The 22,267-nt window shown below is 70.7% G+C and carries 25 protein-coding genes; 5 read left to right on the forward strand and 20 right to left on the reverse strand.

All coding sequences use genetic code 11. The features are described 5' to 3' along the window. Positions 1-55: 55 nt before the first annotated feature. Positions 56-496: a DUF6278 family protein gene (locus OHB49_RS09455; RefSeq protein WP_329159433.1), complete on the reverse strand. Its 441-nt coding sequence runs from the start codon at positions 494-496 to the stop codon at positions 56-58. 286 nt (positions 497-782) lie between these two features. Here OHB49_RS09455 and OHB49_RS09460 point away from each other — a divergent pair, with 286 nt between their 5' ends. Then, a complete protein-coding gene (locus OHB49_RS09460) occupies positions 783-1,055 on the forward strand; it encodes a mycoredoxin (protein WP_329159435.1) in 273 nt (90 codons plus the stop codon). Between the two features lie 32 nt (positions 1,056-1,087). Here the strand turns inward: OHB49_RS09460 and OHB49_RS09465 are convergent, their stop codons facing one another. The 11 genes from OHB49_RS09465 to OHB49_RS09515 all read right to left on the reverse strand — a co-directional run bounded on the left by OHB49_RS09465 (position 1,088) and on the right by OHB49_RS09515 (position 11,424). After that, positions 1,088-1,411: a hypothetical protein gene (locus OHB49_RS09465; protein WP_329159437.1), complete on the reverse strand. Its 324-nt coding sequence runs from the start codon at positions 1,409-1,411 to the stop codon at positions 1,088-1,090. A 75-nt stretch (positions 1,412-1,486) separates the two neighbouring features. Continuing rightward, complete coding sequence (locus tag OHB49_RS09470) at positions 1,487-2,266, reverse strand: exodeoxyribonuclease III (protein WP_030978079.1); 780 nt, start codon at positions 2,264-2,266, stop codon at positions 1,487-1,489. Between the two features lie 48 nt (positions 2,267-2,314). Beyond that, complete coding sequence (locus tag OHB49_RS09475; protein WP_329159440.1) at positions 2,315-2,971, reverse strand: MBL fold metallo-hydrolase; 657 nt, start codon at positions 2,969-2,971, stop codon at positions 2,315-2,317. A gap of 13 nt (positions 2,972-2,984) precedes the next feature. Further along, positions 2,985-4,247: a bifunctional 3-oxoadipate enol-lactonase/4-carboxymuconolactone decarboxylase PcaDC gene (pcaDC, locus tag OHB49_RS09480; RefSeq protein WP_329166418.1), complete on the reverse strand. Its 1,263-nt coding sequence runs from the start codon at positions 4,245-4,247 to the stop codon at positions 2,985-2,987. Between the two features lie 327 nt (positions 4,248-4,574). Then, a complete protein-coding gene (locus OHB49_RS09485) occupies positions 4,575-5,171 on the reverse strand; it encodes a hypothetical protein (RefSeq protein ID WP_329159442.1) in 597 nt (198 codons plus the stop codon). Between the two features lie 12 nt (positions 5,172-5,183). Further along, entirely contained in the window at positions 5,184-6,347 is a 1,164-nt protein-coding gene (locus OHB49_RS09490; RefSeq protein WP_030916796.1) for an ROK family glucokinase, read from the reverse strand. Positions 6,348-6,482: 135 nt separating this feature from the next. Beyond that, the gene (locus tag OHB49_RS09495; protein WP_199919299.1) at positions 6,483-7,349 is read right to left on the reverse strand and encodes an ATP-binding cassette domain-containing protein; all 867 of its coding nucleotides are present in this window, start codon (positions 7,347-7,349) and stop codon (positions 6,483-6,485) included. Next, a complete protein-coding gene (locus OHB49_RS09500; RefSeq protein WP_329159444.1) occupies positions 7,316-8,371 on the reverse strand; it encodes an ABC transporter permease in 1,056 nt (351 codons plus the stop codon). The genes OHB49_RS09495 and OHB49_RS09500 overlap by 34 nt, the downstream gene beginning before the upstream one ends. Continuing rightward, the gene (locus tag OHB49_RS09505) at positions 8,368-9,381 is read right to left on the reverse strand and encodes a sugar ABC transporter substrate-binding protein (RefSeq protein WP_443079510.1); all 1,014 of its coding nucleotides are present in this window, start codon (positions 9,379-9,381) and stop codon (positions 8,368-8,370) included. The genes OHB49_RS09500 and OHB49_RS09505 overlap by 4 nt, the downstream gene beginning before the upstream one ends. A gap of 176 nt (positions 9,382-9,557) precedes the next feature. After that, a complete protein-coding gene (locus OHB49_RS09510) occupies positions 9,558-10,571 on the reverse strand; it encodes a sugar ABC transporter substrate-binding protein (protein ID WP_329159448.1) in 1,014 nt (337 codons plus the stop codon). A 94-nt stretch (positions 10,572-10,665) separates the two neighbouring features. Next, positions 10,666-11,424 carry a GntR family transcriptional regulator gene (locus OHB49_RS09515; protein WP_329159450.1) on the reverse strand — a complete coding sequence of 253 codons (759 nt, stop codon included), beginning with the start codon at positions 11,422-11,424 and terminating at the stop codon, positions 10,666-10,668. A 218-nt stretch (positions 11,425-11,642) separates the two neighbouring features. On the opposite strand from OHB49_RS09515, the gene OHB49_RS09520 reads away from it, so the two are divergent. After that, positions 11,643-12,062 (forward strand): PPOX class F420-dependent oxidoreductase, encoded by a 420-nt coding sequence (locus OHB49_RS09520; protein WP_030978096.1) that lies wholly within the window; start codon positions 11,643-11,645, stop codon positions 12,060-12,062. Positions 12,063-12,175: 113 nt separating this feature from the next. Here the strand turns inward: OHB49_RS09520 and OHB49_RS09525 are convergent, their stop codons facing one another. Next, entirely contained in the window at positions 12,176-13,300 is a 1,125-nt protein-coding gene (locus OHB49_RS09525) for a peptidoglycan recognition protein family protein (RefSeq protein WP_329159452.1), read from the reverse strand. A gap of 350 nt (positions 13,301-13,650) precedes the next feature. Between OHB49_RS09525 and OHB49_RS09530 the strand changes: the two genes are divergently transcribed. Further along, complete coding sequence (locus OHB49_RS09530) at positions 13,651-14,655, forward strand: Gfo/Idh/MocA family protein (protein WP_329159454.1); 1,005 nt, start codon at positions 13,651-13,653, stop codon at positions 14,653-14,655. Between the two features lie 15 nt (positions 14,656-14,670). Here the strand turns inward: OHB49_RS09530 and OHB49_RS09535 are convergent, their stop codons facing one another. Genes OHB49_RS09535 through OHB49_RS09550 form a run of 4 tightly spaced genes read right to left on the reverse strand, consistent with a single transcriptional unit; the run spans position 14,671 to position 18,275 of the window. After that, positions 14,671-15,087 (reverse strand): PaaI family thioesterase, encoded by a 417-nt coding sequence (locus tag OHB49_RS09535; RefSeq protein ID WP_329159456.1) that lies wholly within the window; start codon positions 15,085-15,087, stop codon positions 14,671-14,673. Between the two features lie 16 nt (positions 15,088-15,103). Beyond that, a complete protein-coding gene (locus tag OHB49_RS09540; protein ID WP_329159458.1) occupies positions 15,104-16,282 on the reverse strand; it encodes a cytochrome P450 family protein in 1,179 nt (392 codons plus the stop codon). A 50-nt stretch (positions 16,283-16,332) separates the two neighbouring features. Continuing rightward, complete coding sequence (locus tag OHB49_RS09545; protein ID WP_329159459.1) at positions 16,333-17,052, reverse strand: response regulator transcription factor; 720 nt, start codon at positions 17,050-17,052, stop codon at positions 16,333-16,335. Continuing rightward, on the reverse strand, positions 17,049-18,275 hold the full coding sequence (locus OHB49_RS09550) for a sensor histidine kinase (protein ID WP_329159460.1): 1,227 nt from the start codon (positions 18,273-18,275) through the stop codon (positions 17,049-17,051). The genes OHB49_RS09545 and OHB49_RS09550 overlap by 4 nt, the downstream gene beginning before the upstream one ends. Before the next feature lie 168 nt (positions 18,276-18,443). Here OHB49_RS09550 and OHB49_RS09555 point away from each other — a divergent pair, with 168 nt between their 5' ends. Next, entirely contained in the window at positions 18,444-18,647 is a 204-nt protein-coding gene (locus OHB49_RS09555) for a hypothetical protein (protein WP_329159462.1), read from the forward strand. Between the two features lie 5 nt (positions 18,648-18,652). On the opposite strand, the gene OHB49_RS09560 is transcribed toward OHB49_RS09555, so the two are convergent. Next, positions 18,653-19,576 carry a DMT family transporter gene (locus OHB49_RS09560; RefSeq protein ID WP_329159464.1) on the reverse strand — a complete coding sequence of 308 codons (924 nt, stop codon included), beginning with the start codon at positions 19,574-19,576 and terminating at the stop codon, positions 18,653-18,655. A 210-nt stretch (positions 19,577-19,786) separates the two neighbouring features. Between OHB49_RS09560 and OHB49_RS09565 the strand changes: the two genes are divergently transcribed. After that, a complete protein-coding gene (locus tag OHB49_RS09565) occupies positions 19,787-20,617 on the forward strand; it encodes an aldo/keto reductase (RefSeq protein ID WP_329159465.1) in 831 nt (276 codons plus the stop codon). Positions 20,618-20,698: 81 nt separating this feature from the next. On the opposite strand, the gene OHB49_RS09570 is transcribed toward OHB49_RS09565, so the two are convergent. Both OHB49_RS09570 and alc read right to left on the reverse strand, forming a co-directional pair. After that, positions 20,699-21,028, reverse strand: a complete 330-nt coding sequence (locus OHB49_RS09570) for a putative quinol monooxygenase (protein WP_030978123.1) — start codon at positions 21,026-21,028, stop codon at positions 20,699-20,701. Between the two features lie 106 nt (positions 21,029-21,134). Continuing rightward, positions 21,135-22,265 carry an allantoicase gene (gene alc / locus OHB49_RS09575; protein WP_329159468.1) on the reverse strand — a complete coding sequence of 377 codons (1,131 nt, stop codon included), beginning with the start codon at positions 22,263-22,265 and terminating at the stop codon, positions 21,135-21,137. Between the last annotated feature and the right edge of the window lie 2 nt (positions 22,266-22,267).

Genomic DNA, 22,267 nt, shown 5'->3' on the forward strand with positions numbered 1-22,267 from the left:
GCACCCGACACGCATAAATGGGGCATAAGGCGTTTTATTTGGTTTTGGTGGTGAACTACCCTTCGGCCGACTCCGCGTACACCTGCGAGAGCTCGGGGCTGCCGGTCATCGCCCAGTCGAGCCCCGCCTCGACGACATCGATCTCCCGCCCGGAGGCGAGCCGCACCACGGGCTGACCGCTCGGCCAGATGTGCCAGGCCGCGCCAGGGACGTTGCGCACGAGGACGGTGCCGAGATACAGCCCGGCGTCGTTGCCCAGCCAGGGCAGCTCCTCGGGGTCGTCGCGCCAGCGTGGTGGCAGCTGGTCGAGCGCCGTCAACGAGGCCGGGGTGTCGTCGAGTCCCAGTCCTCGCTGCCCCACTCGGACACGCAGCAGCTCACACTCGGCGAGCAGCTCGGCGACGCCCTCCGGGTCGACCTCGACGGCGGCCGCGAGGCCCGCCCCGCGCGTACCGTCGTGACGCTTACGCCAGTTGTCCAAGAAAGGGATGTTCATACCACTCAGGGTCGCATCCCGGCCGGGATACGCACCACAGGGCGCGCGGCCTGTCGTTCGAGGACTGAACCCGGTGCACGCACCCGGCCGCGCGCCGCCGCACACGCCGTCCGCGCGCCCCGCCCGGCGCTGAACGGGCGGGGCGCGGTGCGCGCCTTCGCGAGCAGCCGACAAGCGGGACAATGACAGGATCCACCGTATCGGCGACCACGGTCAGCGCCGCCCGCCCGGGCTCCGGCCGGGCCGGTTAGGATCCACCACACGCCTACGCGAACGGGGGACCCGCATGGCCGAGAACCACGACGGGATGGTCGTCTACTGGCGGCCCGGCTGCCCGTACTGCATGAAACTGCGGCTGCGGCTGCGATTCAGCCGCCTCACCTACACCGAGGTGAACATCTGGCGGGACCCCGAGGCGGCGGCGTTCGTCCGCTCGGTCGCCGACGGGAACGAGACCGTGCCGACGGTGTCCGTGGCCGGCCACTCGATGGTCAACCCGTCCAAGCGGCAGGTGCTGGCCGCGGTCCGGACCCACGCGCCGCACCTGGAGGCGTCGTAGTCCTCTCGTTCCGATCACGCCGGGTTGCGCGGTCAGGGGCGGGGCGAGGGTGGGTCGCCGACCGTCACCTTCATGCCGCCCGGTTCGTCCTCCAGGTCCTTGGCGGCCTCTCTCGTCGCGTCGCCGATATGGGCGTTGAAGAGGTCCTCGACGAAGCCGGCCAGGACCTTGTCGTCGATGCCGTTGCACTCCGGCGGGACGGTGCCGTCGGCGGTGTTCTCCACGAACCGCTTCTCCATGACGGCTCTGCAAGCCTTGGGATCGGCCTCGGCCGGCTCGTCGCCGCAGCCGGTGAGGACGAGGAGCAGGGCGGCGGCGCCGGTGGCGGCTGCGACGGTGCGGGTACGGCTGTGCATGGTCCCCCCCAGGACTTTGCATGATCAGGCCGTCATCCTGCGCCAGGATCAGGCCGTTCGTCACCGGTCGACGGGTCACAGCTCCAGGTCGACGACCACCGGCGCGTGGTCGGACGCGCCCTTGCCCTTGCGCTCCTCGCGGTCCACGTAGCTGTCCTTGACCGCCACCGTGAACGGGGCGTTGCCGTAGACCAGGTCGATCCGCATGCCCTTGTTCTTCGGGAAGCGCAGCTCGCGGTAGTCCCAGAAGGTGTACGCGCGGTCGTACTTGAGCGGGCGCGGCATGACGTCCGACAGGCCCTCCTGGCGCAGTGCGGCGAGGGCGGCGCGCTCGGCGGGGGTGACATGGGTGGCGCCCTCGAACAGGGCCGGGTCCCAGACGTCCTCGTCGGTCGGGGCCACGTTGAAATCACCCAGCACCGCGAACGGCTGCGAGCCCGCAGCGTCGGCGGCGACCGCCTTCTGCAGGGCCTCGAACCAGCGCAGCTTGTACGCGTAGTGCGGGTGCTCGATCTCGCGGCCGTTCGGCACGTACACCGACCAGACGCGGACCGGGCCGCAGGTCGCGGAGATCGCCCGGGGCTCCTGCACGCCGTCGTAGTCGGGCCCGTCGGGCAGCCCCATGACGACGTCGGACAGGCCGACCCGGGAGACCAGCGCCACCCCGTTCCACCGGCCTGTGGCGTTGACCGCGGACTCGTAGCCGAGCTCGCGCAGAGCGTCCGCCGGGAACTGCTCGGCCGTGCACTTGGTCTCCTGGATGCACAGCACGTCCGTGCCGGTGCTCTCCAGCCAGGCCAGCAGCCGCGGGAGGCGGGCGGTGATCGAATTGACGTTCCACGTGGCGATGCGCATATACGTAAACCTAGCGGCTCCCACTGACAGTCGGCGGACCGGCGCCGGTCAGAGACCGGTCGAGTCCCCGGGGATCAGCCGACCGTGGTCGGCGCCGCCGAGGCTGCCGATCTGCCGGTCGTAGATCGGGCGGGCGAGATCGGTGAGCAGCGCGTCGTGGATGTCGATCGCCCGGCGCGGTTTGACCTCGCGCACGTAGTCGATGACCTCGGAGATCTTGTTCCACGGGGCCATCACCGGGAGCATCAGCGTGTCGACGGGGTGGTCGGGGACGGTGAGCGCGTCCCCCGGGTGGAAGAGCGAACCGTCCACCAGGAAGCCGATGTTGGTGACCCGCGGGATGTCGGGGTGGATCACCGCGTGCAGTTCGCCGTGCACCTGTACGTCGAACCCTGCGGCGGTGAACGTATCGCCGTGACCGACGGTGTGCACCCGGCCGGGGAAGGCCGCGGAGAGCTGTTCCGCGACGCTGCGCAGGGTCCAGACCTCCGCGGCCGGGTTCGCCTCCAGACCGGCCCGCAGCCGGCCCTCGTCGAAGTGGTCGGCGTGCTCGTGGGTCACGAGCATCGCGTCGGCGCCGAGTGCCGCGTCCTGCTCCGAGAAGCCGCCCGGGTCGATGACGAGCGTCCGCCCGTCCTTCTCCAGCCGGATGCAGGAGTGCGTCTTCTTGGTCAGGGTCAGGTGCAGAGGGTTCGCAGCGTTCATGATGCTCATCCTGCTACGGCCGGGGCGTGGTTTCTTCCTGAATCACCGACTGGGCGATGGTGAAGGCGGCGCCCGCGGCCGGTATGCCGCAGTACACGGCGGTCTGCAGCAATACTTCCTTGATCTCGGCGGGGGTCAGCCCGTTGCGCAGGGCGGCCCTGATGTGCGGCGCGAGACCCTCCAGATGCCCGGAGGTGACCAGTGCGGTGAGCGTGACGCAGCTTCGGGTACGGCGATCCAGGCCCTCCCGGGTCCAGGTCTCGCCCCAGGCGTAGCGCGTGACGAGCTCCTGGAACTCGCCGGTGAAGTCGTCGGACGCGGCCATGACCCGGTCGACGTGGGCGTCGCCGAGCACTTCGCGGCGGACCTTCATCCCCGGGTCGTACGGGTCCCGGCGGCCGGAGGTCGCGGCGTCGGGCGCGGCCGTGGCGGAGGCGATCTCCGCGATGGGCAGGATGGGGGCGGAGAGCGTGGGGCCGGTGCCCGGGACCGGGATGGCGGCGAGGGTGTCCTGCCAGCTGGTGGAGAAGTGGGTGAGGAGCAGGTCGGTGACGGCTCCGGGCTGCTCGACGGGGGCGAGGTGCGAGGCTCCGGGCACGAGGGCGAGCCGGGCGTCGGGTATGCCCGCGACCAGCGTGCGGGCCTCGGCCGGCCCGGTGACATGGTCCTCGGCGCCGACCAGGACGAGGGTCGGGACGCTGATGCGGCCGAGTTCGGGACGGATGTCGAAGGCGGCGAGGGCTTCGCAGGCCGCGATGTAGCAGCCGGGGTCGGTGGTGCGGACCATCTGGACGGCCCACTCGACGATGGCGGGCTGGGCGGCGGCGAAGCCGGGGGTGAACCACTGGTCCGGTGCGCTGCGGGCCATCGGCTCCAGGCCGTTGGTGCGGACGATCACTCCGCGCTGGCGGAACTCGTCTGCGCTGCCGAACCGGGGCGAGGCGGCTACCAGGGCCAGCGCGGCGACCCGGTGCGGGTGGCGCAGTGCGAGGTCGGCGCCGATCGCGCCGCCGATGGAGCAGCCCGCGTATCCGAAGCGCTGGACGCCGAGGCTGTCGAGGGTGGCCAGCAGCCGGTCGGACAGTTCGCCGACGGCGGTGGCGGGATGGGCCGGGGCGCCGCCGTGGCCGGGCAGGTCGAAGCGGAAGACCCGCCAGTGCTGGGAGAGCTCCGGTATCTGGCGGTCCCACATGTGCCAGGTGGTACCGAGCGAGGGGCCGATGACGAGGACGGGGGCGTCCTGCGGGCCGTCGAACCGGTACTGGAGGGTGTGCATCGGCAGGGCGCGGGATCCTTGCGGGATCGGCCGGGGCTGGGCGGCCGGCGCCGACTGCGGGGGCACGGGCTGCACCGGCTGTGCGTGCGACGGCTGCAGCGGTACCTGCCCGGTCTGCGTGGCCGACAGCGGCGGCACCGGCTGCAGGGTGTGCCCGGGCTGCCCTGCCTGCGGTCCCAGGAACGGCTCCAGCGTCTGCGGGCCCTGGAACTGCTGCGCCGCAGGTACGGACTGCGCGCCCGGGAACGGCTGCGCGGGCTGCGGGGTATTCGTCTCACTCACGTCGCTCACTCGCTCCAGGTTAGTGAGCGGTCGGTCGACCTCCGGTCAGGGGGTCGCCGCAGATACGACATATACGACAGGAGATGCCGGATCGGTCATGTCGACGGTGATGTTCTGGGTGGGGCGCGGGTCCTTGTTGGTGTGGGTGGTGCCCGCCCAGTCGACGCCCTGGCCGAAGTACCAGCCCGCGATCTTGGTGTCGCGTGCGCCGACGGTGACGTCGCCGTCGGTCAGGGCCGCGCGGCCGGAGCCCAGACGGGAGAGGAAGCGGTCGAGCCCGGCGGACGACGTGCGGAACTGCGCGTACATCCGGCTGGCCTTCCAGTTGTTCGTCTCGTAGTACTGGACGTCCACCGCGTCGCCGGGGATCGGCACCTCGAAGATCCGGCGCTGCATCCGGGACGGCCAGCCCTCGCGGAGCCCATGCGCGGAGGCCTCGGCCTCCTTGTCCTGCCCGGAGCGGCGGCTCTGGCCGGCGGAGATCAGCAGATAGCCGGCCGGGACGCCGATCAGCAGGACGATGGTGGTCGCCGTGATCAGGCGTCGCCGGATCATCCGGCGCCGGTCCTCCGGGCGCCGTCCGCCGCCCTCGTCGGGCGGCGAGGACTGGCGCGGCAGGACGGGATGCTCTGCTGTGGTCATGTTCTGGGGCCCCTAGGAGGTGCGGGTGTTGCGGGTGGACCGGATGGTGCTCGCGGCCTGGTCGTAGATCTGCGCGTACCGCTCGTACCGCTCGACACGACGGCGGTTGGTGCGGCGGAACCGGCGGGCGACCAGCCGGGCCAGGTCCGCGGCGCCGACCATACCTGCCTCCGGGCCGAGCTCGGCCTTCGCGATCCGGGCCTCGGGGCGGTAGCCGCGGCCGGTGAGGTGGCGCTTGAAGGCGTCCCTGGCGGGACCGATCAACAGGTCGTCGGCGGCGCTGACACCGCCTCCGATGACGAAGCAGGAGGGGTCGAGCGCGGCGGCCAGATTGGCGATGCCAACACCGAGCCACTGGCCGATGTCCTGGAGGAGCTCGATGCACATCGCATCGCCCTCGCGGGCCAGTTCGGTGATGAGCGGCCCGGTGATTTCGGGGATGTTCCCCTTGACCCGCTCGATGATTCCGTGAGCGACGGGCGAGTCGGCGGCGGCCAGCTCCCTGGCCTCGCGGACGAGGGCGTTGCCGGAGCTGTACTGCTCCCAGCAGCCGCGGTTGCCGCACGGACAGCGGTGCCCGCCGGGTACCACCTGCATGTGGCCGAACTCACCGGCGACCCCGTACTTGCCGCGCTTGACCTGACCGTCCTCCAGGATCGCGCCGCCGATGCCGGTGCCGAGCGTGATCATGACGAGATGGTCCTCGCCGCGGCCCGCGCCGAACCGCCACTCCGCCCACGCCGCGGTGTTCGCGTCGTTGTCCACCATGACGGGGACGACCAGGCGGGAGGCGAGGGCGTCGCGGAGGGGTTCGTCGCGCCAGGCGAGGTGCGGGGCGAACAGCACCTTGGAGCGGTCGGCGTCGACCCAGCCCGCCGCGCCGATGCCGACGGCATGCACGTCGTGCCGGTCGGAGAGGTCGAGGACCAGCTCGACGATGGTGTCCTCGACGACCTTGGGGCTCTTGGACTTGTCCGGCGTCTCGGTGCGCAGCTGCTCCAGGATGTTCCCGTCGGCGTCGACGACGCCGGCCATCACCTTCGTACCCCCGATGTCGATGCCGACGGTGGGTACCCGGGGCGCCGTGAGGTGCGAGCGCCGCTCCCGGGTGCCGACGGTCCGCAGGACGGTGGCGCGGGCGGAGCCGCGGTGTGTGAAGTCGCGGTACGTGCTCATCGTCCCTGCGTTGTCTGGGGGGACCGGGTGGTGACAGCTCCCGGCGGCGGACGGCGCCCGTCGGGCTCGATTCTGCCACTGCCGGAGCGTCGGGGCGGGCGGTCGGGGCGGGCGGCACCCCGCCCGCGCCCTCTCCTACGGGGTGTCGTCGGTGACCGGATGGCCGCCCAGGTGGGTCGGCGAGGGGGCCCGCTCGAGCTCGTGGCTCAGCTCCTCGAGCTCGCTGCCACCGGCCATCTGGCGGGTCAGCTCGTCCAGGGTGATGGAGTCCTTGGTGTGGCTGCCGGACATGGCGCCCCGCTTGAGCAGCACGAACCGGTCGCCGACCAGATAGGCGTGATGCGGGTTGTGCGTGATGAGAACCACGCCGAGCCCGGCGTCCCGGGCGGCCGCCACGTACTTCAGCACGACCCCGGACTGCTTGACGCCGAGTGCAGCGGTGGGCTCGTCCAGGACGAGGACCTTGGCGCCGAAGTAGACGGCCCGCGCGATGGCGACGCACTGGCGCTCGCCGCCGGACAGGGTGCCGATCGGCTGGTCGACGTCGCGCAGGTCGATGCCCATGCGCAGCAGCTCGGAACGGGTCGTCTCGCGCATCATCCGGACGTCGAGCCGCTTGAACGGGCCGACGCCCGTCGTCGGCTCGGAGCCGAGGAAGAAGTTTCGCCAGACGGGCATCAGCGGAACGACGGCCAGGTCCTGGTAGACCGTGGCGATGCCCCGGTCCAGGGCCTCGCGCGGGTTGGCCAGAGCGGTCTCCTCGCCGTCGACGAGGAACCGGCCCGCGTCGTGCCGGTGCAGCCCTGCGATGATCTTGATGAGGGTGGACTTGCCGGCGCCGTTGTCGCCGAGGACGCACGAGATCTCGCCCGCGTGGACCTCCAGCGACACGTCCTGGAGGGCCTTGATGTTCCCGTAGAACTTGCTGACGTGGTCCAGCTCGATCAGCGCCCGGGGGGCCGCGGTCGTCATTTCGTCGCCTCCGCGCGCTTGCGTACCCATGCGTTGAGCAGGGTGGCCAGGAGCAGCATGGCTCCGAGGAAGAACTTGAACCAGTCCGGGTTCCACTCCGCGTACACGATGCCCTTGCTGGTCATGCCGAAGATGAAAGCGCCGATCGCCGAGCCGATCGCGGAGCCGTAGCCGCCGGTGATCAGGCAGCCGCCGATGACGGCCGCGATGATGTACGTCAGCTCGTTGCCGACGCCCTCGCCGGACTGCACCACGTCGAACGAGAACAGCAGGTGCTGCCCGGAGACCCAGGCGGCGAAGGCGACGCCGAGGTAGAGACCGACCTTGGTGCGGATCACCGGGACACCCACGGCGCGGGCCGCGTCGGCCTCGCCGCCGACCGCGAAGATCCAGTTGCCGAAGCGGGTACGGAGCAGGATCCAGGTGGCGATCGCGACGAGCACCGCCCACCAGAGAATGGTGACCTTGAGCTCGACCCCGCCGACGGTCCACTGCGAGGCGAAGACCTTGCGGGCCGAGTCGAAGCCCTCCATGTCGGCGATGGACTTCGTCGACACCGTTCCGCTGATCAGCTTGGTGAAGCCGAGATTGAGGCCGGTCAGCATCAGGAACGTACCGAGCGTGATGATGAAGCTCGGCAGTTTCGTACGGGTCAGCATGAACCCGTTGAACGCACCGACGGCCAGCGTCACCAGGAGCGACACGAAGACGCCGACCCAGACATTGGCCGTCATCTGGTAGCTGAACATCGAGGAGACCAGCGCGGAGCTGGTGACCAGGACACCGGCCGACAGGTCGAACTCACCGCCGATCATCAGCAGCGCCACCGGCGCCGCCATGATCCCGATGGTGGACGCCGCGTACAGCACCGTGCCGAAGCTGGAGGCGCGCAGGAAGCTGTCGGCGATGATCGAGAAGAAGATGAAGACGGCCGCGGCGCCTACGACCGAACCGAGTTCGGGGCGGCCGAGCAGCCTGCGCAGCGCCGAGGTGTGCAGCAGCCGCTCGTCGGACCCGGCCGCCGGGGCCGGTGGTTGTTCCGTCGTGGTCATCGGGTCCCCCGCTTCGTGTACTCCGCCAGCTCGGCGGCGTCCTTCGAGGTGATGATCTGCGGGCCGGTGAGGACGGGGCGCCCGCCACCGAGCACATTGCGGTTGTAGCGGTAGAGCCAGAGCAGGTCGACGGCCTCGTACCCCTGGAGGTACGGCTGCTGGTCGACGGCGAAGCCCAGGGTCTTGTCCTGCAGTGCGGTGGCGACCTTCGCGTTCAGGTCGAACGTGTCGATCTCGGCCTTGGAGCCCGCGGTCCGCTTCGCCTTCACGGCGGCGTCCGCGAACGGCGCGCCGAGCGTGACGACCGCGTCGATGCTCTTGTCCGCCTGGAGCTTCGCCTCGATGGACGCCTGGACGTCGGGCATGTTGGTGCCCTCGACGTACAGGTTCTCCATCTGCCCGTCGAACGCCTTCTTCGCCCCGGCGCAGCGCTGCTCGTGGCCGACGTTGCCCTGCTCGTGCAGGATGCACAGGGCTTTCTTCCGGCCGCGCGCGTTGAGCTCGTCGCCGACGGCCTCGCCGGCGATGGACTCGTCCTGGCCGATGTGGGTGAGCGCGCCGAACGCCTTGGACTCCGCGGAGCCAGAGTTCACCGTGATCACCGGGATCCCGGCCCTGGTGGCCTTGGCGACGACGTCCTTCATCGCGTCGGGCTTGGCGAGCGAGACGATCAGCCCGTCGACCTTCTGGTCGATCGCGGCCTGGACGAGCTGGGCCTGCTGCTGCGCCTCGTCGTTGTGCGAGTACAGGAACTTGATGTTGTCCTTGACGGCCGCCTGCTCGGCGCCCCGCTGGACGATGTCCCAGAACGTGTCGCCGTCGCCCGAGTGGGTGACCATGGCGAAGGTCCAGCGGGGTGTGTTCACCGCGGACCGGCCCTCGGCGGCGGCCCGGGCCGCGCGCTCCTCCGCCCGCTTGCCACCGGTGCTGCTGCATCCCACGAGGGAGGCCCCGAGCACCGCCGCAAGCACGGCACCCATCGCACGTACCCCTGTCCGAACCCTTGCCACGACGCCGTGCCCTTCTTGTGCTGCTCGCTGTACTGCTTGGTGCCGCCTGGGGGTATCGCCTCCCGGTCCGGCTGGCCAAGTATCCCCGAGCCCGAGTCGGCGCCGCCCGGCAGGGGCGGGACGTGTGCGTCGGAAGGGGGTGTGCACAGTGGTGTGCGCGGTGGCGCGTACGGCGGTCATCGGGTGCCGCGCGCGGTGTACTCCTCCAGCTGCGGGACGTCGTCGGCGGTGACGATCGCCGGGCCGGTGAGCACCGGCTTCCCGCCGCCGATGACGTTGCCGTTCGTCTTGTTGAGCCACAGTTCGTCGACGGCGAGATAGCCCTGGAGGTAGGGCTGCTGGTCGACGGCGAAGCCGACCTCCGCCGCCTTCAGGCGTTTGACGACCTCGGCGTTCAGATCGAATGTGTCGACCTCGGCCTTGGAGCCGGAACCCTCCTTGGCCTTGACGGAGGCGGCGGCGAACGGCGCGCCGAGGGTGACGATCGTGTCGATGCCGTGATCGGCCTGGAGCTTCGCCTCGATGGAGGAGGTGGAGGCGGGCATGTTGGTGCCCTCGACGTTGAGGTTCTCGACCGCGCCCTTGAAGGTCTTCTTCACCCCGGCGCACCGCTCCTCGAGCGACACATTGCCCTGTTCGTGGATGACGCAGACGGCCTTCTTGCGGCCGCGCTCGTTGAGTTCCTCGCCGACGGCCTCGCCGGCGACCTTCTCGTCCTGCCCGATGTGGCTGAGCGCGCCGACCTCCGCGGAGAACTGCGCGCCCGAGTTGATCGTGACGACGGGGATGCCGGCCTTCACCGCCTTGGCGACGACCGCCTTGACGGCTTCCGGTTTGGCGAGCGTGACGACGATGCCGTCGACCTTCTGGTCGATGGCGGCCTGGACGAGCTGGGCCTGCTCCTTGCCCTCCTTGTCGGCGGAGTACAGGAACTCGACGTTGTCCTTGGCCGCGGCCTGCTTCGCACCGCTGCGGACGATGTCCCAGAAGGTGTCGCCCTCCCCCGCGTGCGTGACCATGGCGATCTTCATCCGGGGTGTGGAGACGCCTTTGACGCCCTGCCCGCTGCCGCTCCCGGGCTTGTCCTCCGCGCTCTTGCCGCCGGAGCTGCTGCATCCGGTCAAGGTGGTGAGCGCGAGGCCGATGGTGCAGATGGCGATCAGGGTTGCTGCCTTGCGAGGGGTACGCATGGTGGGTCCGCCTTCTCTCCCGGCCGCCCGAGTGCGGCTTGGGGTGTTCTAGCGGGGTGCGTCGGCGTCGTCAACGGGGCCTCCGCAGAGCTCGTCAGCGTACGAGGAGCTGGAAGTCGAAGGCGTAGCGCGAGGCCCGGTAGACATGGGAGGCGAATTCGACCGCCCGCCCGGTGTCGTCGTACGTGGTGCGCTCCATCGTCAGCAGCGGCGCGCCCTCGGGCTCGGCGAGCTGGGCGGCCTCCTCGGCCGTGGCGAGGCGGGCGCCGACGTTCTGGCGCGCGCTGTGCAGGGTGATACCGGCAGCGCGCATGATCCGGTAGAGGCCGGTGGCCTCCAGCCGTTCGGTGCCCAGGTCGACCAGGCCGGCCGGCACGTGGTTGCGCAGCAGGGCCATCGGTTCGTCGTGCGCGGACCGCAGGCGCTCCACGAGGTGGACGTCGGTGCCTTCCGGGACACCGAGGGCGGCGGCGACCCTGGCGGTGGCGGGCTCGAGCCGGTTGCACAGGACGCGGGTGGCGGGGCGCTGGCCGGCCGCCTCGAGATCGTCGTACAGGCTGCTCAGTTCGAGGGGCCGCTTGACCTGGCTGTGGACGACCTGGGTGCCCACCCCGCGGCGCCGGACCATCAGGCCCTTGTCGACGAGCGACTGGATGGCCTGGCGGACGGTGGGCCGCGACAGGCCGAGCCGGGCCGCGAGGTCGATCTCGTTGCCGAGGAGACTGCCTGGGGCGAGGCGGCCCTGTTCGATGGCCGCCTCCAGCTGCTGGGACAGCTGGTAGTAGAGCGGGACCGGGCTGCTGCGGTCCACACCGAGTTCGAGGGCGGCGGGGTCGGCGACAGGTTTGGGCACGGCAGGAGCGTAGCCCTCATGTCAGGACCACCGGTAGTCAGGTCGTCCCGTTGTCCGGTTGTCCTGACAACGTTGCTCAGGAGATGCGATACGCCCGGGGTCACCCGATCGCGGGCGGCTCGGCGGGCGACCCGGGCGGGGTGATCGTAGTGTGCGGGTGGGGTGCTCCGGGGGCGCACCACCGGTGCCGTACGACGGGTCGATGTGAGGGAGAGCAGATGTCCAAGCCACCGTTGCCGGACGAAGCCGTGACCATGCTGAAGAAGGCGAACCCGGCCGTCATCACCACGCTCCGCCCGGACGGCCAGCCGGTGTCCACCCCGACCTGGTACCTCTGGGACGACGGCCGGGTGCTGGTGAACATGGACGAGGGCCGCAAGCGGCTGGAGCACATCCGCCGCGACCCGCGCGTCACTCTCACCGTGCTGGACGAGGCGGGCTGGTACACGCACATCAGCATCATCGGCCGCGTCGCCGAGACACGCCCGGACGAGGGCCTCGCCGACATCGACAGGCTGGCCCGTCAGTACTTGGGCAACGACTACCCCATGCGGGACCGCGACCGGGTGAGCGCCTGGATCGAGATCGAACGCTGGCACGGCTGGGGCACCCTGAAGGACAACAGCCAACCGGGCTGACCATCCGCCGGGGCACCGGCCCCGCCACGGCCGGCCGGCCGGCCGGCCGTGAAGCGAAGGCCCGCAGGCCGGCGGGTCTTCGCACACGTGCCGGTCGGCTGCCGCGGACGGGTTCAGACCTGGAACGCCTGCCGTACCGAGCCGCCGACGACGGCGCACCACGTGCTCTTCCCGACCTTGCCGTCGGGAACGAGGCCGTGCAGTCGCTGAAGGCCCTGGACGGCTTTCATGGTCCCGTGGTCGTACGTGCCCGTCGGTGCGGCATCGGCGTATCCCTTGCGGACGAGCATCTCCTGCAGGGCCACGACGGGCAGGCCGGTGGCGTGCTTGCCGAGGGTGGGTACGAGCGCCTCCCAGGTGGCACGGTCGAAGGTGCAGTCCGGGTCGACCGGTATGCCGTTCCTCGCCTGGAAGTCGTTCACGACCGGGTTCATGTCCTGGCCGAAGACGCCGTCGGCGGCCAGTTCGTATCCGACGTCGGCGAGCAGGTACTGCGCCACCTTGACGACGGGGCCGCCGACGAACCGCCAGATGTCCGGCCACCGACGCTCCGGTATCGCGCCGGCCGGCGTGCCCAGCGCCTTGAGGACGCGCGAGCGGATCATCGGGAACTGCGCGTAGAAGGCGATGCCCGGGCAGTCGGTGTCGCGGAAGTCCCAGTGGCCGAAGACGTCCCAGGCGTTCAGCTCGAACTTGCGGCACACGGCGGTGCACAGCTCGACCAGCGAGTCGAGGAGGGCCTCGGGCGGGGTCTCCGTGATGTAGGTGCCCTCGTTCTCGATCCCGATCGCGTTGCCGTTCTCGCCGGGACAGTGGGCGGCGGTCACCTGGTGTTCCCCGGCTTCCAGGGTCTCCAGACTCCGGTGACGGCCCTCCAGGACGTAGCCGCCCCGGCTCACGGTGAAGTGCTGGCCGGTGTCCGCCCAGCCATTGGTGTCCATGTGCAGGTCCTGGCAGTCCTTGGCCAGCTGGACGGCGTGCTCGCGCGAGTAGTCGGTGACGTTCGGGAACGCCATGTGGTGCAGGATGATCTTGTTGGTGGTGTTGCCGGTGATCTGGATGGTGCTGGACGGCGGCCTGGCGCCCCAGCTGTCGCAGTCGATGATCCAGGGGAATTCCGCCGAGGGCGCCGCCTGGGCCACGGCGGGGAGCGCCAGTTCGGTGCCGACGACCGCAGCGACCGCTCCCCCCAGGCCGAATCTGAACAGCGTACGGCGGTCGACTTCGTGCTCGCGCATGGCCATGCGGTCCCCCCAGGGGTCACGGCAGCCTCTTCCGGCTACCGACGGCAACGGGAGATTATGTGGCCCACACACGCAGTACCAGTCTTTCCGAAGATCGTTACGAGCCCCGCGGGGGCAGGACGGGGCGAATGGGCGCAAGTCACCACTCGCCTTTGCGAACCTTCGGCATCCATGGCGATTTGACGGGCCGCCAGATCAGCCGGACAGGGCCGCATCGCCGGAGGGCCGGGCGCTGAACGACGACCGACCGGGGTCCTGCCCCTCTGAGGACCGGCACCCGAACACTCTCTCGTTTGTCAGGACATATAGTTGACAGCGCAGCCGGTGGGCGGCACGTTGGGTCCATGCGTATCGGACTCATCGGCACCGGCCGGATCGGTTCCTTCCATGCGGGTGTGCTGGCCCGCCACCCCGCCGTGGACACGCTGGTGGTGACGGACACCGACGGGGCAAGGGCAGCCGCCGTCGCGGCCCGGACAGGCGCTTCAGCCGCCGGGTCCGTGGCCGAAGTGCTGCGCGCGGGGGTGGACGCCGTCGTGATCGCCTCGGCCACGTCGACGCACGCGGAGCTGATCGGGGCGGCCGCGCGTGCGGGGCTGCCCGCCTTCTGCGAGAAGCCGATCGCGCTGGACCCTGCGGGGACGCTGAGCGCGCTGCGCGAGGTCGAGCGGGCCGGGAGCGTGCTCCAACTGGGCTTCATGCGCAGGTTCGACGCCGGGTACGCCGCGGCGCGCACCGCCGTACGGGGCGGAGCGCTGGGCAGGCTGCACACCGTGCGGGCCGTGACGTCCGATCCGGCGCCGCCGCCCGCCGCGTATCTGCCGCACTCCGGCGGTCTGTTCCGGGACTGTCTGGTCCATGACTTCGACATCCTGCGGTGGGTGACGGGCCGTGAGGTGGTGGAGGTGTATGCCACCGGATCGGATGCCGGGCCCGCGATGTTCCGTGCGGCAGGCGATGTCGACACGGCGGCGGCCCTGTTGACCCTCGACGACGCCACACTGGCCACCGCGACGGCGACCCGGTGCAACGGCGCCGGGTACGACGTACGGATGGAGCTGGCGGGCGAGCTCGGTCAGATCGCGGTCGGGCTCGACGAGCGCACTCCGCTGACATCGGTGGAGCCACAGGGCCCCGCCGCCCCGGCCAAGCCCTGGCCGGGGTTCCTGGAGCGGTTCGCCCCGGCGTACGAGGCGGAACTGGACGCGTTCGTACGGGTGGTGCGGGGCGAGGTGGCCAACCCGTGCGACGGCCGGGAAGCTCTCTACGCACTGCGGATCGCGGAGGCGTGCGAGCTGTCCCGGCGCGAGCACCGACCGGTGGCGGTGGCGGAGATCCCGGCCGACTGAGGCGGAATGTCCCCGTCAGCTCCGGGCGGGGAGCACGGTCCCCTGGGCGACCGCGCACAGGGTTTCCGTGCCGTCGTCCGCTGCGGCGAACAGATCGCAGCGCACGACGGCCTGGCGGCGGCCGGTGTGGACGACGACGGCGCGGGCGATCAGGGTGCGGCCGGTGGCGGGCCGGATGTACTGGATCGAGAAGCCGCCGGTGAGTACGGCCGGTCCGAGGGTCGTCCCGGCGGCGAACGTGATCGAGTTGTCGGCGGCGTAGGAGAGCACTCCGCCGTGCACGAAGCCGTTCTGCTGCTGGAGTTCCGGACGGATGTCCACTTGGAGGGTGGCCGCACCGTCCCCGAAAGCGGTTATCCGTGCCCCGACGAGCCGGCTGAACGGCTGGCTGTCGAGGACCTTCTGTGCCATCTGCAAATCAAGTCCGGTCATGACACGCTTTCCTACCTCACCAGCGCACCGGCAACCGTCGCACCCCTCGGATCAGCATCCCCGGCAGCCAGTCGAGCTCCCCGGTTTCCGGGGCGAGTTCGAGATCCGGGCAGCGCTCCAGCAGCGCGCGGATCGCGATCCGGCCCTCCATACGGGCCAGCGGCGCCCCCATGCAGAAGTGGATGCCGTGTCCGAACGCCAGATGCCCCTGGGTGTCGCGACGGATGTCGAAACGGTCCGGTTCCGGATAGCGGGCGGGGTCGCGGTCGGCTCCGGCCAGGGCGATCAGGACCGCTTCGCCGGCCGGAATGACCCGGGAGCCGATCCCGACCGGTTCACGGGTGAAGCGGAAGGTGGCGGTCTCCACCGGCCCGTCGTACCGGAGCATCTCCTCGACCGCACCGTCGATCAACCCGAAGTCGGCGCGGAGTGCGGCCAGTTGATCAGGGTGGGTGAGCAGCGCGCGTACCCCGTTGGAGATCAGGTTGACCGTGGTCTCATGACCGGCGACGAGCAGCAGGAAGGCCATCCCGACGAGTTCGTCGGACGACAGACCGTCGCCCTCCTCGTCACGCGCCCGGATCAGTGCACTCAACAGGTCGTCACCGGGCGAGCACCGCTTGTCCTCGATGAGCTCGACCAGATAGGCGCCCATCGAGCGGACCGCCTCGCCCTCCTCCTGCGCCGTCTTCGGGGCGACGATGCCGTTCGACAGCCGGCGGAACTCGTTGCGGTCCAGGTCCGGCACACCGATCAGCTCGCAGATGACCGTCATGGGCAGCGGGAAGGCGAGCGCGTCGACCAGGTCACCGTGCCCGGCGGGCACCATCGCGTCGAGCAGCTCATCGGTGATCTGCTGGACGCGCGGCCGCAGCGACTCGATCCTGCGGGCGGTGAACTCGCGGGCGACGAGCTTGCGCAGCCGGGTGTGGTGGGGCGCGTCCATCTCCAGCATGTTGGCGTTGATCGGATCGCCCGCGCCCGTCGCGTACGGCGTCGTCCGCCAGTCCTTGCCGAGCCGCTGGTCGGCGAGGGCCGCGCGGCCCTCCTCGTAACCGACGATCAGCCAGACCCGCTCGAAGTCGTCGGTACGGATGGTGTGCACCGGTCCCTCGGCGCGCATCTTCGCGTAGTACGGATACGGATTCGCGGTGAAGTCCTGGATCCCGCGAAGATCGACGTCCACTGCGGACACGGTCCGCCCCCTCCCGGCCGGTTCGGTCGATCTGCTCGGATCGACCCCCCTCAGCCTACGTCGCCGGTGGCGTCGCCCTCCTCGTAGAGCAGACCCGCGTCGTGCACCAACAGCGCAATCTGAACGCGGTTGTTGAAGCCGAACCTCGCGAGAATGCGCGACACATGGGCCTTCACGGTGGCCACGCTGAGATACAGGGTCGCGGCGATCTCCGCGTTGGACCGGCCTCGCCCGACGGCGACCGCGACCTCGCGCTCCCGCTCGGCGAGGGAGGCGATCCGCTGCCGGGCCCGTTCGGCCCGGGCCGGCCGGCCGTCGGCGCCGCCCGCGGCACGAGCCATGAGCTGCCGGGTGACGGCGGGCGACAGCACGGGGTCACCGGCCGCGACCCGTCGCACCGAGTCGACGATCTGCGCGGGCGGGGTGTCCTTCAGGACGAATCCTGCGGCTCCGGCGCGGATGGCCCGCAGCACCTGCTCGTCGGCGTGGAACGTGGTGAGGACGACGACCTCGGGCGCGTCGGGTCTGCCGCGCAGCGCCTCGGTCGCGGTCAGCCCGTCCATGGTCGGCATCCTGATGTCCATCAGCACCACATCGGGGCGGTGCCGGTCGACGAGATCCGCGACCTCGGAGCCGTCCGCACCCTCCCCCACGACGGTGATGTCGTCGACGCCGCCGAGCATGAACGTCAGCCCGGCACGTACGAGTGGGTCGTCGTCGACGATGAGCAGCCGGACGGGGCGCGCCACGGGATCCCTGGGGATGGTCATGAGGACCACGGTAGCCAGGCCCGGACGACGAAGCCGCCGTCGGGTTCCGGGCCGTGGTCGAGGCGGCCGCCCGCGAGGGTGGCACGCTCGGTGAGACCGATGAGGCCCTGGCCGGAGCCGGGGACCCGCTCGAACGGTTCGACGGGTGCCGGGTTGCGTACCTCGACGGTGAGACCGTCGCCCGGTCCACCGGTGACGGTGACGGTGACCTCGGTGCCGGGGGCGTGCTTACGGGCGTTGGTCAGGCCCTCCTGGGCGATGCGGTACACGGTGCGGCCGGTTGCGGCGGGGGCGGTGACCGGGTCGGCGACGCGGTTGTCGAGGGTGACCTTCATCCCCGCCAGTCGGGATTCGGCGATCAGTGCGTCCAGCGTGGCGAGGGTGGGCTGCGGCCGGTTGCCGTCCCCGTTGTCGCCGTCGCCGGGGCTCCGGAGGACGCCGATGATCTCGCGCAGGTCCTGGAGCGCCTCGTGCGCGCTGTCCCGGATGACCCCTGCGGCCCGGGCGACCTCGGCCGCCGGCGCGTCGGGGCGGAATTCGAGGGCGCCCGCGTGGACGCTGAGGAGGGTCAGCCGGTGGGCGAGCACATCGTGCATCTCGCGCGCGATGGCCTCGCGGGCCAGCCGCTGGGCCTGCTCGGCCCGGAGCGCGGCCTCCGCTTCGGCCCGGCGGGCACGCTCGCGCAGCGTGACGACGAGCTGGCGTCTGGACCGTACGACCATTCCCCAGCTCAGCACCAGCAGGACCAGCAGCGCCCCGACAACCGTGGACGCGAGGAACGAGGTTGCCGGGTCGGGGCGCAGATACGGCTGTACGGGCGCGACGGCCAGCGCGAGCACGCCGACGGCGGCCACCGGTCTGAACGGCCGGTGCACCGCCACGCTGAACAGCGCCACGAGCAGGGCCCCGGCGGCTACCGGTTCGACGACCGAGACCAGTGTCAGGGTCACAGCCAGGCCGACCGGCCACCGCCGCCGTGTCCACAGGGCGCAACAGGCCGCGGCGCCGACCAGCGAGTCGATGAAGACGACCCCGTCGGGGGTGGTGCGGTCGGCGTCGATGGCGCCTGCCGCGGCCGCGCCGATCGCCGCCGCGCAGAGGAACGCCGTGATGTCGACGACCCAGTCCCGTACCGTGCGGCGCGCTCTGCGGCCCTGGTCACCGGGCAGCTCGGGATCGGCCATCGCCGAGGGCAGCAGCCAGGGGTACTCCGTGCGCGTCATATCGACAAAACTACTCAGGTGGCGGGCTGGTACCGGCCGTACGGGAGCGGGAGGCCACCGAAGTCGCCGGACCGGAGACTTCGGTAGCACCGGATCGGAGACTTAAGTCGCAACGGGGCAGACCGGCGGCCGACGCGGCGGTGGGACCCTACGCGCGAGGCTCACGGGATGAAGAAACTCTGTGAGTCGGTCGGCTTCATCGTCTTCATCCAGGGCGTCACCGGGCTGCTCCACGAATGGACGGGCTGGTTCCGGCTCTGGGCGGTGGTGCGGAGACTGGAGTTCCTCGGTGGGTACGCGGTGTTCGTCAACGTCGTGCTGGTGATGACGGGAGCCGCTGTCATGGTGGCAGCCGACCGGCTCAAGGAGTAGCCGACTCAAGGAGCCGCGGGGGTTGCCGCGCGGCGGCCCCAGCCGGTTCCGGCGAGGACGAGCACGGCGCCCAGTACGCCGAGGGCGGAGAGTCGTTCACCGCCGATCGCGATACCCGCGGCGGCCGCCCACAGGGGTTCCGTACCGAGCAGCAGACTGACCCGGGACGGCGAGGTGCGGCGTACCGACCACATCTGCACGAAGAAGGCGAACAGCGTGCAGAAGACGGAGAGGAACAGCAGCCCGCCCCACTCCCGGACGCCGAACCCCGCGGCCACCGACCAGGGCGACTCCCCGGTGCCGGGAACGGCGGCGAGCACGGCGAAGACGGCGACCGCGCTGCCGAGCTGCACGGTGGTCAACGACAGCGAGTCCGCCGCCCGGACGGACTTGATGCGGGCCATCATCAGCACATGCACGGTACGGGCGAGGGCCGCCACGAGCATCAGCAGATCGCCCACCGACGGGCTGGTGAAACCGCCGCCCTGGGTCAGTAGCACGACACCGGCGACGGACAACGCGGCGGCGGCGAGGAACGCTCCGGTCGGCCGGACCCGGGTCACCGCGGCCTCGGCGAGCGGCGTGAAGATCATCGTCAGGCTGATGATGAGTCCGGCGTTGGTCGCCGAGGTGTGCACGACGCCGTACGTCTCCACCAGGAAGATCCCGCTGAGGACCAGCCCCAGCAGACCCGCGCCGCGCCACTGCGCCGCGCTGAGTGCCCGCAGCCTGCGCCACCCGGCGACGGCCAGCACGGGCAGCACGATGACGAAGCGCAGCACGAGGACCGCGACGACGGTGGACGTCGTGGTGATGCCCTTGGCCGCGAGATAGCTGGCGCCCCAGACGACCGCGACGAGCAGCACGGGCAGATCGGTGAGCCCGGCCCGGCGCGGTGGTGCGAGGGCGGGCAGGGCGACAGCGGACACCTGGTTCTCCTGATTCTCCACAGCGGGAAACGATGTGGAGACCTCACCGGCTCACACGCGGAACGATCACGGTACCGGGCGGCCCACGGCTGCGGGAACACCCGTCTCAGCGCTCGAGGTCACCGATCCCCGCCGTGGCCGTCCGGACGGGTGGACCACCGCTGTCCGTCCTACCCTGGCCAGGAAGGTTTCCGAACGTAAAGGGAGATCATGATCGAGACCCCGGCTCGCACCCTCAACGACGGCCGCACCATTCCCGCCGTCGGGCTCGGCACCTGGCCGATGGACGACGACGCGGCCGAGCAGGCCGTCGCCGGGGCGCTGGGCCTCGGATACCGGCTCGTCGACACCGCGCTCAACTACCGCAACGAGACAGGCACCGGTCGCGGGATCGCCCGCAGCGGCGTGCCGCGGGAGGACGTCTTCGTCACCACCAAGGTCCCGGGCAGGCACCACGGTTATGAGAAGACGCTGGCGTCGTTCGAGGAGTCCCGGCGCAATCTCGGGCTCGACTACGTGGATCTCTATCTCATCCACTGGCCGCTGCCCCGGGCCGATCTGTACGTCGACACCTGGAAAGCCATGATCCAGCTCCGCAAGGACGGTCTGGTGCGGTCGATCGGTGTCTCCAACTTCACCGCGGCCCATGTCGAGCGGCTGGAGCAGGAGACCGGGGTGCTGCCCGCCGTCAACCAGATCGAGATGCATCCGCGCTTCCCGCAGGAGGAGCTGCGGGCCGTGCACGAGGCGAAGGGCATCGTCACCGAGAGCTGGAGCCCGCTGGGCCGCGGACACCGGCTGCTGGCGGACCCGGAGATCGTCGCCGTCGCCGAGGCACACGGCGTGACACCCGGTCAGGCCGTGCTGCGCTGGCACACCCAGCTCGGTGCGGTGCCGATCCCGAAGTCCGCAGATCCGGGGCGGCAGCGGGAGAATCTGGATCTGTTCGGCTTCGAGCTGACGGCGGACGAACTGGCCCGGATCTCCGCCGGTCCGCGGCGGCGGTTCGGCGGCGACCCGGAGTCCCACGAGGAGTTCTGACCGGCGGCGCCTCACCGGCCGGGGCTCACCCGTGGGATCTCACCCAGCCCGGCTCACCGGCCGGCGCTCACCGTTCCCGGGTCACTCACCGCGGGGCGCGAGCTCCGCCATCAGGGACCAACCGTCGCCCGGGACCTCGACGTTGATGATCTCCGGGGTCCGGGCGACGAGGTCCGCCATCCCCTCCATCGCCGCCGCGAAGTGCTCGGACTTCACATGCGCCTCGCCCGCTTCCGGGGACGCGAAGGCCTCCAGGAGCACGAACTGGTCCGGATTCTCGACGCTGTACGACCACTCGAAGAACAGATTGCCCGGTTCCTGGCGAGTGGCGAGAGTGAAGGGCTCGACGGCCGGAAGCCAGTTGTCGCGCTCGGCGCTGCGGACGGTGAACTTGACGGCGATGAAGATCATGGCGACTCGACTCCTGCTCGGGACATGCGATCCGCCCAGAGTCCCATAAGCGCTGGATCCGAACGCATCGGGCACACCTGGAAGGAACCGGAGTCACCCGTCCTCGTCAGCCGCCCAGCTCGCGGTGGCGGGCGGCCAGTCGCGTCGCGCCCTCCGCCGTCAGTGAGCCGAACAGCCGCAGCCGCGAGATGCCGCCGTCCGGGAAGATGTCGATCCGGACATGGGTGGCCCGTACGGCCTCCGGCAGGACGAAGCGGTGGTTCGTGTCGGGCTGCAACCGGGTCCGCGGCAGGATCTCGGTCCACTCAGCGCCGCCCCCGTCGCCGCTCCCCCCGTCCATTACCGAAAGGCTCGCCCAGCCGGCCGAGTTGCCCTTGAGGTACGCGGTGTCGATCTCGACGGCCCTGATCTCCGACTGCTCGGCGAGCCGGTAGCGGATCCAGTCGTTGCCCTTGTCGCGCCGACGGCGGGTCTCCCAGCCGTCGTCCATCTGCCGGGAGCGGCCGGGCTGGATCGTGTTGGTGGCCGGGGAGTAGAAGCGGTCGGAGGCATCCTCGACCTGACCGCCGTTCTCCAGCGCCGCGAGGTCGAAGGTGGACAGGGCGGCCAGCCAGGCGGGGTCCGGGACGACCTCTCCGTGGACCCGGAGACGGGCGATCCCGCCGTCGGGGTGCTGATTGACCCGCAGATGGGTGACGCGCTGTTCGACGTCGATCGCGAACCCGTTGGCTGCGTGGCCGCCAACTGCCGTACGGGGTACGAGTGTTGTCCACTTCACGTCCGGCGCGAGGAGTTCCTCGGGCGACGGGGAGCCGACGACGGAGGCCGCCTCGACGGAGACGGCCTGCGGGTAGTTGCCGCGGAAGTGGGCGGTGTCGACGACGATGCCGCGTACGACGCCGGGCGCGCCGAGCCGCACCAGCGCCCAGTCGTGGTCCTCGTCCGTGGGGTGCGGCTGCGCGGCGCCGACGCCACGGCGGCGGCGCGTCTCCCAGCCGTCCATGATCTTGCCCTTGTGCCCGAAGTGCTCCGGGTCGAACTCGGCGGGCCCCGGCTTCAGCAGGTTCTCGCGCTCGGCGAAGAACTCGTCGTTGGCGGCGATCACGCCCGCGCCGAGCCGCCGGTCGGCGAGGTCGACGAGGTGGGTGAAGGGGAAGTCGGCGGTGCGGTAGTCGGCGTACGGGTCGCCGCCGCCGTACGGATCGGCGTCGCCGGTGAAGTGCGCTGTCGCCGTCATGG

This window comes from Streptomyces sp. NBC_01717 (assembly GCF_036248255.1).
Taxonomy (GTDB): Bacteria; Actinomycetota; Actinomycetes; order Streptomycetales; family Streptomycetaceae; genus Streptomyces.

Bases quoted from the DNA above. Each gene is read 5' to 3' on its own strand.
- OHB49_RS09455 (WP_329159433.1), bottom strand. From the start codon at position 496: ATGAACATCCCTTTCTTGGACAACTGGCGTAAGCGTCACGACGGTACG.
- OHB49_RS09460 (WP_329159435.1), top strand. From the start codon at position 783: ATGGCCGAGAACCACGACGGGATGGTCGTCTACTGGCGGCCCGGCTGC.
- OHB49_RS09465 (WP_329159437.1), bottom strand. From the start codon at position 1,411: ATGCACAGCCGTACCCGCACCGTCGCAGCCGCCACCGGCGCCGCCGCC.
- OHB49_RS09470 (WP_030978079.1), bottom strand. From the start codon at position 2,266: ATGCGCATCGCCACGTGGAACGTCAATTCGATCACCGCCCGCCTCCCG.
- OHB49_RS09475 (WP_329159440.1), bottom strand. From the start codon at position 2,971: ATGAACGCTGCGAACCCTCTGCACCTGACCCTGACCAAGAAGACGCAC.
- pcaDC (WP_329166418.1), bottom strand. From the start codon at position 4,247: ATGCACACCCTCCAGTACCGGTTCGACGGCCCGCAGGACGCCCCCGTC.
- OHB49_RS09485 (WP_329159442.1), bottom strand. From the start codon at position 5,171: ATGACCACAGCAGAGCATCCCGTCCTGCCGCGCCAGTCCTCGCCGCCC.
- OHB49_RS09490 (WP_030916796.1), bottom strand. From the start codon at position 6,347: ATGAGCACGTACCGCGACTTCACACACCGCGGCTCCGCCCGCGCCACC.
- OHB49_RS09495 (WP_199919299.1), bottom strand. From the start codon at position 7,349: ATGGGTACGCAAGCGCGCGGAGGCGACGAAATGACGACCGCGGCCCCC.
- OHB49_RS09500 (WP_329159444.1), bottom strand. From the start codon at position 8,371: ATGACCACGACGGAACAACCACCGGCCCCGGCGGCCGGGTCCGACGAG.
- OHB49_RS09510 (WP_329159448.1), bottom strand. From the start codon at position 10,571: ATGCGTACCCCTCGCAAGGCAGCAACCCTGATCGCCATCTGCACCATC.
- OHB49_RS09520 (WP_030978096.1), top strand. From the start codon at position 11,643: ATGTCCAAGCCACCGTTGCCGGACGAAGCCGTGACCATGCTGAAGAAG.
- OHB49_RS09525 (WP_329159452.1), bottom strand. From the start codon at position 13,300: ATGCGCGAGCACGAAGTCGACCGCCGTACGCTGTTCAGATTCGGCCTG.
- OHB49_RS09530 (WP_329159454.1), top strand. From the start codon at position 13,651: ATGCGTATCGGACTCATCGGCACCGGCCGGATCGGTTCCTTCCATGCG.
- OHB49_RS09535 (WP_329159456.1), bottom strand. From the start codon at position 15,087: ATGACCGGACTTGATTTGCAGATGGCACAGAAGGTCCTCGACAGCCAG.
- OHB49_RS09545 (WP_329159459.1), bottom strand. From the start codon at position 17,052: ATGACCATCCCCAGGGATCCCGTGGCGCGCCCCGTCCGGCTGCTCATC.
- OHB49_RS09550 (WP_329159460.1), bottom strand. From the start codon at position 18,275: ATGACGCGCACGGAGTACCCCTGGCTGCTGCCCTCGGCGATGGCCGAT.
- OHB49_RS09555 (WP_329159462.1), top strand. From the start codon at position 18,444: ATGAAGAAACTCTGTGAGTCGGTCGGCTTCATCGTCTTCATCCAGGGC.
- OHB49_RS09565 (WP_329159465.1), top strand. From the start codon at position 19,787: ATGATCGAGACCCCGGCTCGCACCCTCAACGACGGCCGCACCATTCCC.
- OHB49_RS09570 (WP_030978123.1), bottom strand. From the start codon at position 21,028: ATGATCTTCATCGCCGTCAAGTTCACCGTCCGCAGCGCCGAGCGCGAC.
- alc (WP_329159468.1), bottom strand. From the start codon at position 22,265: ATGACGGCGACAGCGCACTTCACCGGCGACGCCGATCCGTACGGCGGC.